This window comes from Mesorhizobium sp. P3_A9, from assembly GCF_056402975.1.
The window spans coordinates 1-14,941 of the sequence record NZ_JBFUGJ010000136.1; the positions used below are offsets into that span (position 1 = coordinate 1).

17 protein-coding genes are annotated in these 14,941 nt (G+C 63.0%); 12 read left to right on the forward strand and 5 right to left on the reverse strand.

The genetic code is table 11. From position 1 onward, the window contains the following. The first annotated feature begins 223 nt into the window (after nucleotides 1–223). From AC1DX0_RS18875 to recJ, 7 genes are all read left to right on the forward strand, one after another. Entirely contained in the window at nucleotides 224–1,441 is a 1,218-nt protein-coding gene (locus AC1DX0_RS18875) for an LL-diaminopimelate aminotransferase (RefSeq protein ID WP_477222332.1), read from the forward strand. 37 nt (nucleotides 1,442–1,478) lie between these two features. Further along, complete coding sequence (locus tag AC1DX0_RS18880; RefSeq protein ID WP_477356404.1) at nucleotides 1,479–2,792, forward strand: homoserine dehydrogenase; 1,314 nt, start codon at nucleotides 1,479–1,481, stop codon at nucleotides 2,790–2,792. A gap of 125 nt (nucleotides 2,793–2,917) precedes the next feature. Then, a complete protein-coding gene (locus tag AC1DX0_RS18885) occupies nucleotides 2,918–3,277 on the forward strand; it encodes an ElaB/YgaM/YqjD family protein (RefSeq protein ID WP_477222334.1) in 360 nt (119 codons plus the stop codon). A 64-nt stretch (nucleotides 3,278–3,341) separates the two neighbouring features. Beyond that, on the forward strand, nucleotides 3,342–3,509 hold the full coding sequence (locus AC1DX0_RS18890) for a Thivi_2564 family membrane protein (protein WP_172228433.1): 168 nt from the start codon (nucleotides 3,342–3,344) through the stop codon (nucleotides 3,507–3,509). A 204-nt stretch (nucleotides 3,510–3,713) separates the two neighbouring features. After that, entirely contained in the window at nucleotides 3,714–4,697 is a 984-nt protein-coding gene (gene glpX, locus AC1DX0_RS18895; protein WP_477222335.1) for a class II fructose-bisphosphatase, read from the forward strand. A gap of 73 nt (nucleotides 4,698–4,770) precedes the next feature. After that, nucleotides 4,771–4,995 carry a DUF6434 domain-containing protein gene (locus tag AC1DX0_RS18900; protein WP_477222336.1) on the forward strand — a complete coding sequence of 75 codons (225 nt, stop codon included), beginning with the start codon at nucleotides 4,771–4,773 and terminating at the stop codon, nucleotides 4,993–4,995. Between the two features lie 94 nt (nucleotides 4,996–5,089). Then, on the forward strand, nucleotides 5,090–6,871 hold the full coding sequence (recJ, locus tag AC1DX0_RS18905; protein ID WP_477356406.1) for a single-stranded-DNA-specific exonuclease RecJ: 1,782 nt from the start codon (nucleotides 5,090–5,092) through the stop codon (nucleotides 6,869–6,871). A gap of 11 nt (nucleotides 6,872–6,882) precedes the next feature. Here recJ and AC1DX0_RS18910 read toward each other — a convergent pair whose 3' ends face one another. From AC1DX0_RS18910 to folE, 3 genes are all read right to left on the reverse strand, one after another. Next, nucleotides 6,883–7,854 carry a patatin family protein gene (locus tag AC1DX0_RS18910; RefSeq protein WP_477222338.1) on the reverse strand — a complete coding sequence of 324 codons (972 nt, stop codon included), beginning with the start codon at nucleotides 7,852–7,854 and terminating at the stop codon, nucleotides 6,883–6,885. An 84-nt stretch (nucleotides 7,855–7,938) separates the two neighbouring features. Further along, nucleotides 7,939–8,400, reverse strand: coding sequence for a phosphoribosyl-AMP cyclohydrolase (hisI, locus tag AC1DX0_RS18915; protein ID WP_477222339.1), 462 nt, complete (start codon nucleotides 8,398–8,400; stop codon nucleotides 7,939–7,941). Between the two features lie 41 nt (nucleotides 8,401–8,441). Then, the gene (gene folE / locus AC1DX0_RS18920) at nucleotides 8,442–9,077 is read right to left on the reverse strand and encodes a GTP cyclohydrolase I FolE (protein ID WP_477222340.1); all 636 of its coding nucleotides are present in this window, start codon (nucleotides 9,075–9,077) and stop codon (nucleotides 8,442–8,444) included. Nucleotides 9,078–9,317: 240 nt separating this feature from the next. On the opposite strand from folE, the gene AC1DX0_RS18925 reads away from it, so the two are divergent. Further along, nucleotides 9,318–9,764, forward strand: coding sequence for an iron-sulfur cluster assembly scaffold protein (locus AC1DX0_RS18925; RefSeq protein ID WP_477356408.1), 447 nt, complete (start codon nucleotides 9,318–9,320; stop codon nucleotides 9,762–9,764). Between the two features lie 122 nt (nucleotides 9,765–9,886). Next, nucleotides 9,887–10,252 (forward strand): cell envelope integrity TolA family protein, encoded by a 366-nt coding sequence (locus tag AC1DX0_RS18930; RefSeq protein ID WP_477222342.1) that lies wholly within the window; start codon nucleotides 9,887–9,889, stop codon nucleotides 10,250–10,252. Between the two features lie 24 nt (nucleotides 10,253–10,276). Here AC1DX0_RS18930 and AC1DX0_RS18935 read toward each other — a convergent pair whose 3' ends face one another. After that, nucleotides 10,277–11,194, reverse strand: coding sequence for a LysR substrate-binding domain-containing protein (locus AC1DX0_RS18935; RefSeq protein WP_477222343.1), 918 nt, complete (start codon nucleotides 11,192–11,194; stop codon nucleotides 10,277–10,279). Nucleotides 11,195–11,531: 337 nt separating this feature from the next. Here AC1DX0_RS18935 and yidD point away from each other — a divergent pair, with 337 nt between their 5' ends. Next, entirely contained in the window at nucleotides 11,532–11,906 is a 375-nt protein-coding gene (gene yidD / locus AC1DX0_RS18940; protein WP_477222392.1) for a membrane protein insertion efficiency factor YidD, read from the forward strand. A gap of 148 nt (nucleotides 11,907–12,054) precedes the next feature. Then, a complete protein-coding gene (blaOXA, locus tag AC1DX0_RS18945) occupies nucleotides 12,055–12,882 on the forward strand; it encodes a class D beta-lactamase (RefSeq protein WP_477222344.1) in 828 nt (275 codons plus the stop codon). A 5-nt stretch (nucleotides 12,883–12,887) separates the two neighbouring features. On the opposite strand, the gene AC1DX0_RS18950 is transcribed toward blaOXA, so the two are convergent. Next, complete coding sequence (locus AC1DX0_RS18950; protein WP_477222345.1) at nucleotides 12,888–13,724, reverse strand: SAM-dependent methyltransferase; 837 nt, start codon at nucleotides 13,722–13,724, stop codon at nucleotides 12,888–12,890. 205 nt (nucleotides 13,725–13,929) lie between these two features. Here AC1DX0_RS18950 and AC1DX0_RS18955 point away from each other — a divergent pair. Next, nucleotides 13,930–14,941 (forward strand): TGS domain-containing protein (locus tag AC1DX0_RS18955; protein ID WP_477356410.1); only part of this gene is annotated, 1,012 nt, incomplete at its 3' end.

The window sequence follows — 14,941 nt, forward strand, 5'->3', positions numbered from 1 at the left end:
GAGCAAGGCCAAGCTCGCCGAACTCCAGGCCGAAAAGAACGCGCAGGGCGCCAAACGCGGTGGTGGCGCTGCCAGCAATCAGGCGGCGCTGACGGATCTGGCCAAGAAGCATGGCCCGCAGACGCTGAAGCAGATCGAAGGCAAATGCGACCCCGCCCTCGACCCTACCTGCAAATGAGTATATAGCGCGCGCCCAACACTCCTTTTGCTGTCTGGAACTGCCATGGAAGAGTTTCACAAGGTCCGCCGGCTTCCGCCTTACGTGTTCGAGCAGGTCAACCGGCTCAAGGCCAGCGCCCGTTCGCGCGGCGCCGACATCATCGACCTCGGCATGGGCAATCCGGACCTGCCGACGCCCAAGGCCATCGTCGACAAATTGTGCGAAGTGGTGCGCGATCCGCGCACGCATCGCTATTCCTCCTCGCGCGGCATTCCGGGCCTGCGCCGCGCGCAGGCCGCTTACTACGCCCGCCGCTTCGGCGTGAAGCTCAACCCCGACACGCAAGTGGTGGCCACGCTTGGCTCGAAGGAAGGCTTCGCCAACATGGCGCAGGCGATCACCGCGCCGGGCGACGTGATCCTTTGCCCGAACCCGACCTATCCGATCCATGCTTTCGGCTTCATCATGTCGGGCGGCGTCATCCGTTCGCTGCAGGTCGAGCCTGATGATGGTTTCATCCCGGCGCTGGAACGCGGTGTTCGTCACTCGATCCCGAAGCCGCTGGCGCTGATCCTCAACTATCCGTCGAACCCGACGGCTCTGGTCGCTTCGCTCGATTTCTACAAGGACGTGGTGGCGTTCGCGAAGAAGAACGACATCATCATCCTGTCGGACCTTGCCTATTCCGAAATCTATTTCGACGGCAATCCGCCACCTTCGGTGCTGCAGGTGCCAGGCGCCATCGATGTCTGCGTCGAGTTCACCTCGATGTCGAAGACCTTCTCCATGCCCGGCTGGCGCATGGGTTTCGCGGTCGGCAATGAGCGGCTGATCTCGGCGCTGACCCGGGTGAAATCCTATCTCGACTACGGCGCCTTCACACCGATCCAGGTGGCGGCGGCGCATGCGCTGAATGGCGACGGCGCCGATATCGCCGARGTGCGCGACATCTAYCACAAGCGCCGCGACGTSATGGTCGATGCCTTYGGCCGCGCCGGCTGGACYATTCCSGCSCCKGCGGCSTCGATGTTYGCCTGGGCGCCGATCCCSGAGCCGTTCAAGCATCTCGGCTCGCTCGAATTCTCCAAGCTGCTCATAGAGCATGCCGACGTGGCGGTGGCGCCCGGTGTCGGCTTCGGCGAACATGGCGATGATTTCGTGCGCGTGGCGCTGGTGGAGAATGAGCACCGGATCCGCCAGGCGGCGCGCAACATCAAGCGCTTCCTGTCGACCAGCGCCAAGCAGCCCAACAATGTGGTGCCGCTGTCCGCCCACCGGTAAGCAAAAATTCGATCTGATTTGAGGGACGTCGCCTTCCATGGCTGAAGCATTGCGTGTTGGAATTGCCGGTCTTGGCACGGTCGGTGCGTCGGTGGCGCGCGTGCTGCGCGACAAGGCGGCTGAGCTGACCCGGCAATGCGGGCGCGACATTGTCGTGTCAGCGGTTTCGGCGCGCGACCCGAAGCGCGACCGTGGCGTCGATGTCAGTTCGGCAAAATGGTTCGACGACCCGGTCAAGATGGCGCAGAGCGCCGATATCGACGTSTTCRTCGAACTGATCGGTGGCGACGAAGGGCCGGCGCGGTTATCGGTGAAGGCGGCACTCGAAGCTGGCCGCCATGTCGTCACCGCCAACAAGGCGCTGCTCGCCAAGCATGGCGTGGCGCTGGCCGAGATCGCCGAGAAGAAGGGCGTGCTGCTCAACTACGAGGCGGCGGTGGCGGGCGGCATTCCCGTCATCAAGACGATGCGCGAGGCGATGGCCGGCAACTCGGTCACCCGCGTGTTCGGCATTCTCAACGGCACCTGCAACTACATCCTGACCCGCATGGAAGCCGAGGGCATCTCCTTCGATGCCTGCCTGAAGGACGCGCAGCGGCTGGGCTATGCCGAGGCCGATCCGACCTTCGACATCGAGGGCCACGACACGGCGCACAAGCTGTCGATCCTGACCAGCCTTGCCTTCGGCACCAAGATCGCCGCCAACGATATCTACATGGAAGGCATTTCCAACATCACCCAGGCCGACATCCGTGCGGCCGGCGATCTCGGCTACAGGATCAAGCTGCTGGGCGTTGCCCAGCGCACCGAAAGCGGCATCGAGCAGCGCGTGCATCCGACCATGGTGCCGACGGCCTCCGTCATCGCGCAGGTGCATGGCGTCACCAATGCGGTGGCGATCGAGACCGACATTCTCGGCGAACTGCTGCTCTCCGGTCCCGGCGCCGGTGGCAACGCCACCGCCTCGGCCGTCATTGGCGATGTCGCCGATATCGCCAAGAGCCGGCCCGGCTTCCAGCATGGTCCGGTCTTCGGCCGACCGGCGAAGGAGCTCAGGCCCTACAAGAAGGCGCAGATGCGCAGCCATGCCGGCGGCTATTTCATCCGGCTGACCGTGCATGATCGCATCGGCGTCTTTGCCGCAATCGCCAAGCGCATGGCCGACAACGATATTTCGCTGGAATCGATCGTCCAGCACGCGGTCAGTGGTGAGGCCGCCGTGCAGAAGACGGTGATCCTCGTCACGCACGAAACCACCGAGGCCGCCGTGCGCAAGGCCGTCGACGGCATCACCAAGGACGGTCACCTGACCGACAAGCCGCAGGTCATCCGCATCGAGCGGGCAGGGTAGCTCCGTCCCGAAGGAAGAATCCCCGCCGGCCTAGCGGTCGATCCGATTGGCGACGAGCCGCGAATAGACCGGAACGAAATCGTTGCGGCACCGTTCTCTTGGTCAGTAACCAAGGGAGCCACTTCATGGCCGATAGCAACAAGTCCGACACCCCTCACATCGACGATATCCAGAAAACGCTGGAAAAACAGATCGCTGAACTGCGCAAGGAGATCACCAAGATCAACAAGAGCATTTCGGCACGGGGCGCGGAAATGCTTGATGACGCCAGCGAACAGGCGTCGGATCTCTACGAGACGGCGTCGGCGCGTGCATCGCGGACGGCACAGCAGCTGCGCAGCCAGGCCCAGGCGGTTTCGGACGTCGCGCGCGACAATCCGGGCACGACGACCGCCGTGGTCGGCGTCATCGGCCTGCTCGGCTTTCTGGCCGGAATTGCCGTCGGCCAGTCGTTGAACAACGACACATCGCGCCGCTGGTATTGAGCGTGTCGGCCTTGAGCCGGCGTTGCCGGCTCCCGTTTCAAGAAATCATTTTTAGGAGGGCATCGTGGCTTCATCCATGCTGATCGGCATTCTGATCACATTTCTCGTCATCATTCTCGTTCTCTATCTGGTGCAGCGCCTGCCGCTCGACGCCAAGATGCGGCAGATCGTGCAGGTTATCGTCATCATCATCGGCATCATTTCGCTGCTCAAATACCTTGCGGTTTTCTAGGTCGCGAGACCCACAATTTGGTCATCTACAAGGCGGTCCGGTCGTTTGCGACCGGGCCGCAATCTTGTTRGGAATGCGCTTCAATCGATTGATATTGCTGACTTTTCGATAAAACATTCGGCAGGTCTTGCCGTTGTCATGCTCGTTTGACAAAACAGGCGCGCCTCCGGCGGGAGGCGACGTGCGAACGAGGATTTCCCGAAAATGAATGTGGCCCAGAACATTGTCGCCGGTCTTGACCGGATACTCACCATGGAACTGGTGCGCGTCACCGAACGGGCAGCTGTGGCAGCGGCCAGGCTGCGCGGCCGCGGTGATGAGAAGGCGGCCGACCAGGTCGCTGTCGACGCCATGCGTCAGGAACTCAACCGTCTTGCCATCAAGGGCACGGTGGTGATCGGCGAAGGCGAGCGCGATGAGGCGCCGATGCTCTATATCGGCGAGGAGGTCGGCACTGGCAAAGGACCCGCCGTCGATATCGCGCTCGATCCGCTCGAAGGCACGACGATCTGCGCCAAGAACCTGCCCAACGCGCTGGCCGTCATCGCCATCGCCGAGAAGGGCAGCCTGCTGTTCGCACCCGACGTCTATATGGACAAGATCGCCATTGGTCCGGGCTATGCCGAAGGCGTCATCGACATCGATGCCTCGCCAGCCGAGAACATCGCCAGCCTGGCGCGGGCCAAGGGCGTCGCGGTGACTGATATCACCACCTGCATCCTCGACCGGCCGCGTCACGCCAAGCTGATCGAGGCGGTGCGCGCCACGGGCGCCGCGATCCGGCTGATCGGCGACGGCGACGTCGCGGGCGTTATCCACACCACCGACCCGGACGAAACCGGCATCGATCTCTATCTCGGCACCGGCGGCGCGCCGGAAGGTGTGCTTGCCGCGGCTGCACTGCGTTGCACCGGCGGCCAGATTCAGGGCCGGCTGATCCTTGATACGCCGGAAAAGGTCGCACGCGCGGCGAAGATGGGCATTTCCAATCCGAAGCGGATCTATCATGCGGAAGACATGGCGCGCGGTGACGTGCTGTTCGCCGCCACCGGCGTCACCGACGGCAACATGCTGGCCGGCGTCAAGTTCGGCCGCACCTATATCACCACGCACACGATCGTGCTGCGCTCCTCGTCACGGACCGTGCGCGAGATCAAGGCCCGGCACCAGGATCGGGATAAGTTCTAGATCAGCTTGCGAAGCCGGGCCGCAGTTGCTAGCCCTTGGCTGCATCTAAACCCTGGCCGTGCAAGGATTGACGATGAATGCGTTCGACTGGCACGCGGATCCGATTTCGCGTGCGACGCCCATCACGAAATCCTACCGCAACACCCAGAATGTGAGCCGCTTTCTCACCCGCGAATGCGGCGATACGTTCAGGTTCGACCGGTCTTTCATGGCTTGGCTCAAGGACGGCCGGGAAAAGACGATGGGGGATGCAGCCGACGAATGGATCCGGCGCCAGGCTGAAAAGCGGAAAGCGTAGTTCTTCTTGAATTTTCCCGCGATGCCCCCCGCCGCGATGCACAGTTTTGGGCGACATGCATTATCCTGCGGCCAACCATGAATTGGCAAAGCGCATGATGGGCGATAAGCGCCTCTTCCTCGATGTCAGGCAGTCGGCGACCGGTCTCTCCTGGGAGCATCGGCTGACCGAACGGCAGGACATGGTTGCGCTTGCCATCGCGCAGGGCCACGGCGTGCCCGACATCGTCGCGCGCGTTCTTGCTGGACGCGGCGTTACCGCCGACGAGACCGAGCGGTTCCTGGACCCGACGATCCGCGACCTGTTGCCGAATCCGGCCTCGCTGACCGACATGGACAAGGCCGCCACCCGCATCGCCGCGGCGGTGATGGCGCGGGAAAAGGTGGCGATCTTCGGCGACTACGATGTCGACGGCGCCGCCTCGTCGGCCTTGCTGAAGCGGTTTCTGACGCATTTCTCCATACCGTCGGAAATCTATATCCCGGACCGCATCTTCGAGGGCTACGGTCCCAATCCCGATGCCATGCGCGARCTCGTCTCGCGTGGCGCGTCGCTGATCGTCACTGTCGATTGTGGCACCAACAGCGCCGTTTCYRTCGAYGCGGCSAAMGWRGCCGGCGCCGATGTCGTGGTGCTCGACCACCATCAGGTGGGCGGCGCCTTGCCGGCGGCGATTGCCGTCGTCAATCCAAACCGTGACGACGATCTTTCCGGGCAGGGGCATCTGTGTGCCGCCGGTGTCGTCTTCCTCACCCTGGTGCAGACCGCAAAAATCCTGCGTGGCCTGAGTGATGTCGCGCCGCCCGACCTGCTTTCGCTGCTTGATCTCGCCGCACTTGCTACCGTTTGCGACGTGGTGCCGCTCACCGGCGTCAACCGCGCCTTCGTCGTCAAGGGCCTGCAAATGGCGCGCCAGCAGAAGAACGAAGGGCTTGCTGCGTTGGCTCGTGTTTCGCGCATCGGCGAGCCGATCAGCACCTTCCATCTCGCCTATCTGATCGGGCCGCGCATCAATGCCGGCGGGCGCATCGGCGAYGCCGCMCTTGGCAGCCGGCTGCTTGCGACSGACGATCCGGTCGAGGCGCGGACCATCGCCGAGACGCTCGACCGGCTGAACCAGGAACGGCAGCAGATGGAGCAGGAGATGCTGGCCGCGGCGCGTGCCGAGGCCGATGCCGAGCTTGCCGGTGGCAACGGACCGGCGATCATCGTCACCGCCAGCAACAACTGGCATCCCGGCATTGTCGGCCTGCTCGCCTCGAGGCTGAAGGATCATGCGCGCCGGCCGGCTTTCGCCATCGCCTTCAATGCCGTGGGCATCGGTACCGGGTCGGGCCGTTCGGTGTCGGGTTTCGATCTCGGCCGATTGGTGCGCGAAGCCGCCGATGCCGGGCTGATCGTCAAGGGCGGCGGCCATGGCATGGCGGCCGGCATCACGGTTGAGCGCRCCAAGCTCGGCGAACTCAGGGCGTTTTTCGAGGAGCGGGCGGCCGCCGACGTGTTTCGGCTGCAGGACGAGGAGAGCCTGGCGATCGACGGCGCGCTTGCCGCCGAAGGCGCGACGCTTGGCCTGCTCGATGCGCTGGAAAAAGCCGGCCCCTTCGGCGCCGGCCACGTCGCGCCGGTCTTCGTGCTGCCGCGTCACCGGCTGGCCGACGCCCGGCCGGTCGGCACCAACCATATCCGCTGCGAATTGCAGTCGGACAGCGGCGGCCGCATCCAGGCGATCGCCTTTCGCGCCGTCGACACCGCACTTGGCGAATTCCTGTTCAAGAACCGGGGCAAGACCGTGCATGTCGCCGGCTCGCTGTCGGGCAATTACTGGAACGGCAACCGCACGGTGCAGTTCCGCATTGTCGATGCGGCGCGGGCGTAGAGAGTGGCTGGCTAAGCCAAAACGGTCTGCAGCCGGCTCAGTTCGCCGATCTGCGCCATCGTCGCCTGGTAGCCGAGCTGGATCGCCTCGTCGGCGCGATGGAATTCGGTGAGGCCGATATGGCTGAGCTTGGGCTGCAGCGACATGTCGGGCGGATCGCCGGCCAACCTGGCGCGCGAGATGCGGTCCTGGATGATGTTGAAGGCTTCGATCATGACACCGGTGATGCCGAGGCGTGTCTGATGCGACTGGTGCCCGGCGTCGACCTGGCCGGGGCGCGGCGCATCCTTTTCGACCATCAGTTCGCCGGCGCTGTGTTTTATCACGGCGGCGCGGCCGAACAGGTCGTAGTGAAGGTTGACCGCCACGACGAGCGGCTGTTCGTAGGCGCGGCAGACCGACACCGGAACCGGATTGACCAGCGCGCCGTCGACCAGCACGCGGCCGTTGCAATTCACCGGCTCGAACACGCCAGGCAGCGCGTAGGATGCGCGCATGGCCGTGATCAGCGAACCGCTCGACAGCCAGATCTCGTGACCGGTACGGATTTCCGATGCGACGCAGACGAACGGCTTGGGCAGGTCCTCGAAACGGATGCCCGCCACATGCTCGCGCAGACGCGCATCGAGCTTCATGCCGCCGAACAGGCCACTGCCGCGTAGATTGAGATCGAGCAGGCCGAAGATGCGCCGCTTGGTCAGGCTGCGGGCGAATTCTTCGAGCTCATCCAGTTTGCCGGCGAGATGACAACCGCCGACCAGCGCGCCGATGGAGGTGCCGGCGATCATCGAAACTTCAATGCCGGCTTCATCGAGCGCGCGCAGCACGCCGATATGGGCCCAGCCTCTCGCGCAGCCGCCACCCAGGGCCAGCGAAATGCCTGTTTTCTTTGCCGGTTTTTGCTCGGACGCGCCGCCCGACGAAGCGGGGCCGTTGGCCTCCCTTACATCCGGTCTGTTACGCAATGACGCCCACTCGAGCATCACGATCTCCCTTGTCCCAAGGCTAATATACGGACGGGCCGTATCGAAAAGATGAATCTGTGTGGTTGGTGTGAGACAGAAGGTTCAAGACGATGGTTTCCGATACGTGGTTTCCGCATCGAACAGCGGCTTGCTGCCATCGTCGGCAAGCGTCGCCTTGCCGTCAACCAGCCCCACCGTCCGATAGAAGCATGAACGCCGGCCTGTGTGACAGGTTGCGTCGTGGCCCAACACTTTTACGCGAAGCCACAATGCGTCCTGGTCGCAGTCGGTGCGCATCTCGATGACGTGCTGGAAATTACCCGAGGTTTCGCCCTTTTTCCAAAGTGCATTGCGCGAGCGCGACCAGTAGTGCGCGATGCCGGTTTCCAGCGTCAACGCCAGGGCCTGCGCATTCATATGCCCGACCATCAACAGCATGCCGTCTTCTGCATCGGTGACGACGACGGTGACAAGACCGGTGGCGTCGAAGCGCGGTGAGAACACCGCGCCTTCTTCCACGGCCTTCTTGTCTGACGAAGCTTTGGGAAATTCCAGTGCCGACATCGCGGTCTATTTTCCTGTTGACCGTGATGCCGGCAGGGGGCTTACGCCCTGCCGCCGCGCACCATGGTGACAAAACGAACCTGCTCTTCGGGCGTATCCTTGAAGACGCCGGTGAAGGTTGAGGTCAACGTGGTGGAGCCCTGCTTGCGGATGCCGCGCATGGCCATGCACATGTGCTCGGCCTCGATCATGACGGCGACGCCGCGCGGGTTGAGCACATCCTGGATGACGCCGGCGATCTGCGCGGTCAGCGCTTCCTGCGTCTGCAGGCGGTGGGCGAAGATATCGACGACGCGCGCGATCTTGGACAGCCCGACGACCTTGCCGTCAGGCAGATAGCCGACATGCGCCTTGCCGATGATCGGCACCATGTGGTGCTCGCAATGCGAATGGAACTGGATGTCCTTGACGATGACGAGATCGTCATAGCCGGCAACCTCCTCGAAGGTGCGGCCGAGTTCCTCGGCCGGGCACATGTCGTAGCCACCGAACATTTCGCGGTAGGCCTTGGCCACGCGCTTGGGCGTGTCGATCAGCCCCTCGCGGTCCGGATTGTCGCCGGTCCAGCGCAGCAACGTGTGCACGGCGGCTTCGACTTCGGCTTCGCTCGGACGGTCGGTGACCGGCTTTTCCATATAGGCGGACTGGGGCATGAGTTTCTTGATGACGGCATCCATAAAAGGCGTCTCCCGTAGTTCCTCTCCAAGGAGGAACGAGTTGAACGGACCACGACCTTTCGGTGTCGGAAACTCGCCCCGTTTCCAGCCCCGTAAGCGGCGTGAACTTCCCGGCTAGGACAGCGGCGCTCATCGCCTTGTCGTTACCGGACTGCCAGCATTATATAAGATCGTAGCGAGCGAAAGGAAGACGCAGCAGCGGCAATCGCTGTTCGCTTGGCGGCGACGGATTGGAAAAATATGATCAACGACGTCTACAATGCGAAAATTCTCGGTTTTGCCGGAAACATCGCCCGCATCGGCCGGCTCGATCATCCCGACGCGACCGCCAAGGCGCATTCCAAGCTGTGCGGTTCGACCGTTACCGTCGACCTCAAGATGGAAGACGGCGTGGTCACCGACTTCGCCCATGATGTGAAGGCCTGTGCGCTTGGCCAGGCATCGTCCTCGATCATGGCGCAGCATGTCGTCGGCGCGAGCGCCGAGGAATTGCGCGCCGTGCGCGACACCATGCTGAAGATGCTGAAGGAAAATGGCGCACCGCCGGAAGGCCGCTTTGCCGATCTCAGGTATCTCGAGCCGGTGCGCGACTACAAGGCGCGCCATGCCTCGACCATGCTGACCTTMGACGCCGTGGTTGACGCCATCGGCCAGATCGAGAAGAAGCGCGCCGAAGAAGCAGCCTGACGTTGCCATTTCACGTTCTCCCGATGCGTGGCCGCTCGCGACACCGTTCTTTCCGCGGTTTGGTGTTCGTCTGGAGTCTTGCCGGCGCGCTCTTGTCGAGCGGCAGCACGAGCCGGGCTGACGTGGCACTCATGCGCGATATCGGCGACTATCTCATGAAGGCCGTCCAGGTCTGCTGGAACATGCCTGCAAACACCCACAGCATTGCACGCGTTCAGATCAGCCTGAACAAGGACGGATCGCTCGCCGGCCCGCCAAAGATCCTCGGTCCTGTGACGCCGCCTCCGGACAAGGTTGCCGAGACCGCCGTTCGAGCGATCACGCGCTGCGCGCCGTTTCCCGGGCTGATACCCTACGCGGCCCACTATGATCTGTGGCGCGATGTCGTCCTCACATTCAACCCGGCAGAAGCCCCGCCGGCTGGGCCTTCGAAGGTGGATGTGAACGACATCGACAGATTTCTCGAAAAATACAAGAAGGCAAAGTAGCTGGAGCCAGGCTCGGGAACCGGTTCAAGCCGTTGCTTCCAGTATCCGTCTGCTTTCGGCAAATTCGCTTCTTAGCCAGTCAGCTAAAGCCGCGGCCGGTTCCGAAAGATCGCGCAAATTCCTCGCCACCAGCCAGTAGGCGCCGGACGCAACGTCGATGTCGAACGGCTTTATCAGCGCGCCGGATTCGACTTCCCCACCGATTTGCAGGAGATCGCCGAGTGCCACGCCATGTCCGAGCAAGGCGGCCTGTTTCGACAGCGAGGCGTCGGCGAGCATCGGGCCGCGGGCAGGCACGGCATCCGCCGGCACGCCGGCCGCTTCGAACCAGCGTGCCCATCCCTGGCGATTTTCCTCGTGCAAAAGTGTGTAGCGGGCAAGGTCGATCGGCTTCTCAAGGGGAGGGCCCGAGGCGAGCAGTGCTGGCGACAGAACCGGTGAATCGACGGTCGAGGCAAGCCGCTCCGCCTGACTGCGAGGCCAGGAGATGGCATGGGCGCTGAAGCGCAGGGCTAGCTCAGGCTGATCGCTGCGGAATTCGATCAGCCTAGGGTCGACTTCGAGCGAGACGTCGATGTCGGGCCGCAATTGGCGAAACCGGTTGAGCCGGGGCACCAGCCAGACGGAGGCAAGCGACGGCTCGACGCTGACCCGGACCACGGACTGCGCGGGGACAGCGACCAGTTCCGAAAGCAGCCTGTCGATGTCATCGAAACTCCTGACCAATTGGGCGAGCAGCCGGCGGCCCGCATCCGTCAGTTCGACGCGGCGGTGGTGACGTTCGAACAAGGGCTGGCGCAGGAAGGTTTCGAGCTCGCGGATCTGCCGGCTGATCGCCGCCTGCGAGACGAAAAGCTCCTCGGCGGCCCGGCTGAAGCTCAGATGCCTGCCGGCTGCCTCAAAACTCCTCAATGCCGTCAACGGCAGGCGTCCGCGTTTCATTTAGCATAATCCAGGGTTATCCGAAGTCGAAATTATACTCGTTTGAAGGCCAAGGCCAGCGGCGGTCTAATCGCGTCAAAGGAGACGCGACCATGATCCAGTTCCTGAACATTTTCGGCGATGTCATGCGGATCGCAACGTTCCAATGGCGTGACGAAAAGCACCATGCAAAGTGCTGTGAGGAGCCGGCCAGCCCCGGCCGCTGGGCGCCCCCTGTAGACAGGCCGCCGTTTCGCCGCTCCCGCCCATGGCAACACGGCGGATAGGGGGCGAGGGATTGCGTTCTGCCGACGAAGCTCACATCTATCGCGAGGAAGAACGCGACACGGAGACCGCGGTGCACGACCCGCATGGGCATGCCCACACTGCCAGACCGCCGGGGCGTGGCCGCAACTGGCCCGGCCCGTGGCGCAAGACGCCCGGCCGTCTCCTCGGCACGTCGTTCGTGCGCCTGTACCAGCTGACTTTGTCCGGCTTTGTCGGCAATTCCTGCCGGCATCTGCCGACCTGTTCGGAATACGCGCATGAGGCGATCGCCCGCCATGGCTTGTGGGCCGGCGGCTGGATGGGATTTTTCCGGGTGCTGCGCTGCGGGCCCTTCGGCACGCATGGCATCGACCTGGTGCCGGAAGCGCTTGCCGATCGCTACGTATGGTTCATGCCGTGGCGGTACTGGCGGATCGGCCGCAAGCACGCCGAAACGAAGGCATGATTGTGCCGGTCACGCCTCACGCGGCAGCGCTTGTTTACGATCCGGTAGGGTTAACACAAGCCTGCACAAAGACTGCGCATTTGAGACAAAATCGAGACAAGAGACCTCGCTAAGCCCGCTCGCGAACACCCCTTCTGGAGCGAGCATCATGCGTAACATCGACCGTCTTCCCTTTATCCTGGCTGGAATCCTGTTCCTGCTCGCCTGGCTGCTGGGGTTCCCGATGCGCGCGCAGTCGGCGCCGCTTGGGGATGTGCAGTGCACGTTGATCGCCGATGCGGCGAGCGGCAAGACGCTCTATCAGGACGGCACCTGCGACCAGCGGTTCAGCCCGGCCTCGACGTTCAAGGTGCCGCTCTCGCTGATCGGCTATGATGCCGGCATCCTGAGCGACGAGCACACGCCGAGCTGGGACTACAAACCCGAATTCAATGCGGTGAAGCGGGATCAGAAGACCGTCGATCCGGTGATCTGGGAGCGGGATTCGATTATCTGGTTCTCCCGCGAGATTACGCGACGGCTCGGTGGTGAAAAGTTTGCCGGCTACGTCTCGAAACTCGACTACGGCAACAACGACGTTTCCGGCAATCCCGGCAAGGACGACGGGCTGACCCATTCCTGGGTGAATTCCTCGCTCAAGATCACGCCGGTCGAGCAGGTCGATTTCCTGCGCAAACTGCTTGCGCGCAAGCTGCCGGTCTCGGCCAAGGCCTACGACATGACGTCAGCCATCATCCCGACATTCAAAGCCGGAGGCTGGACGGTGCAAGGCAAGACCGGCAGCACCAGGTTGGCCAACGATGCCGACAAGATCAGGGACAAGCGTTCGCTCGGCTGGTTCGTCGGCTGGGCGAAGAAGGACGGTCAGCAGATCGTCTTTGCGCGTCTCATCGTCGACACGAAGCGCACCGACGTGCCCAAGGGCTGGAGCACACGCTCCGGATTTCTGAAGGACCTGCCGCTGCTGATGAAATAATTCGGTCAGACGCTTCGGCGGGCACGGATGATGTGGCCGCCGGAATTGCTCGTGATTGCCTTCGGTGCTCCGGAAAAGCGGGCGGCAATATCGCCGCTCTCGATATCTTCGATCTCGTCGAACCCGAGATCGGTCAGGGATTCCGCCAGCTCTGTCGGAACAAAGAAGCTGATCCATGGCTCCCCGACAGAAGCGACGCGCGCGGCATGGAAGGCCAGCGCGGCCTGCCCCGCCGCATCGCGGTTCTCAGCCGGTTCGCTATAGTCGAACACGACCTCCGAGCCAGGGATGCCGGCAATCCAGGACAGCGTTTTAAAGATCGCTTCTTTCGTCAGGTAGGGCACGACCCCCAACCACATGAAGAAGCTGGGCTCGGCCTGATGCAAACCGGCCGCGGTCAGTTCCGCGGACAGGCTTTGCCGCTCGAAATCGACTGGCACGAATGTGGTGGCGGGTGGCTCGGCAAGCCCGCTATCGGCAATGCATTTGCGTTTCCAGGCTTGCGTCGCCGGGTGGTCGACTTCGAACACGCTGAGATCCGGATACGGATTGCGCAGCGAAAACGTATCGAGGCCGGCGCCAAGCACGACGAGCTGCCGGATGCCGCGCCGGACCGCCGCCGCCAGCCAGTCCTCGGCAAAGCGGGCGCGCGCGGTGACGAACAGGCGCATGCGCCGGCGGCGCTCGTCTTCCTGCTCGAGCTCTTGTGCCGTGGGTGCCGCTTCACCCAGAATCGCGATCGCGTAGGGATCGCGAAACAGCCCCGCCTGCGGTGAAAACTGATGCAGGGCTCTCATGCGTGCGACGCCAAGGGCGGTTCGGCTGGGTGTTGCGTGTTCCATGCTGGTGATTCCAGTTTATGTCGTGCATTTTCGCAAGTCTCTGCGACTGGTCTGCGACATGTGTGGTGACATTTCCTGACGGCCAGGCCAATCAGCGCTCTTTACCTGACGCAACGCTGCCTCTAAAACCTCGCCCGCTACCGGACGCCTCCGGCTTTTCCCACGACCACCCGCGCTCGTTTGCGGGACTGGATAGGAGATACAAATGCTGAATTCCGTTTCCCTGACATTTCCCGATGGCTCCGTCCGCGACTACGACGCGGCGATGACCGGTTCTGGCCTTGCCGAATCGATCTCGAAGTCGCTGGCCAAGAAGGCCGTCGCCTACGCCATCGACGGCACCGTGCGCGACCTGTCTGACCCGCTCGGCAAATCCGGCAAGGTCGAGATCATCACCCGCGACGATGCGCGCGCTCTTGAGCTTATCCGTCACGACACCGCGCACGTGCTGGCGGAAGCCGTGCAGGAGATATGGCCGGGAACGCAGGTGACCATCGGACCGGTGATCGAGAACGGATTCTATTACGACTTCGCTCGCAACGAGCCGTTCACCCCGGATGATTTTCCGGTGATCGAGAAGAAGATGCGCGAGATCATTGCGCGCAACAAGCCGTTCACCAAGGAAGTCTGGTCGCGCGACAGGGCGAAAAAGGTCTTTGCCGACAAGGGCGAGCGCTACAAGCTCGAGCTGATCGACGCCATTCCCGAGGATCAGGATCTCAAGATCTATGCGCAGGGCGACTGGTTCGACCTCTGCCGTGGCCCGCACATGGCCTCAACCGGCCAGATCGGCAATGCCTTCAAGCTGATGAAGGTGGCCGGCGCCTATTGGCGTGGCGATTCCAACAACCCGATGCTGACGCGCATCTACGGTACGGCCTGGGCCGACCAGGCGCAGCTCGATGCCTATCAGACGATGCTGGAGGAGGCCGAGAAGCGCGACCACCGCAAGGTCGGCCGCGAGATGGACCTGTTCCATTTCCAGGAAGAGGGGCCGGGCGTCGTGTTCTGGCATGCCAAGGGCTGGAAGATGTTCCAGAACCTGGTCAACTACATGCGCCGCCGCCTCGACGAGCAGGGCTACCAGGAGGTCAACGCGCCGCAGGTKCTSGACAAGAGCCTGTGGGAAACGTCMGGCCACTGGGGCTGGTATCGCGACGCCATGTTCAAGGTGACGGTCGCCGGCGACGACACCGACGACGACCGTGTCTTTGCGC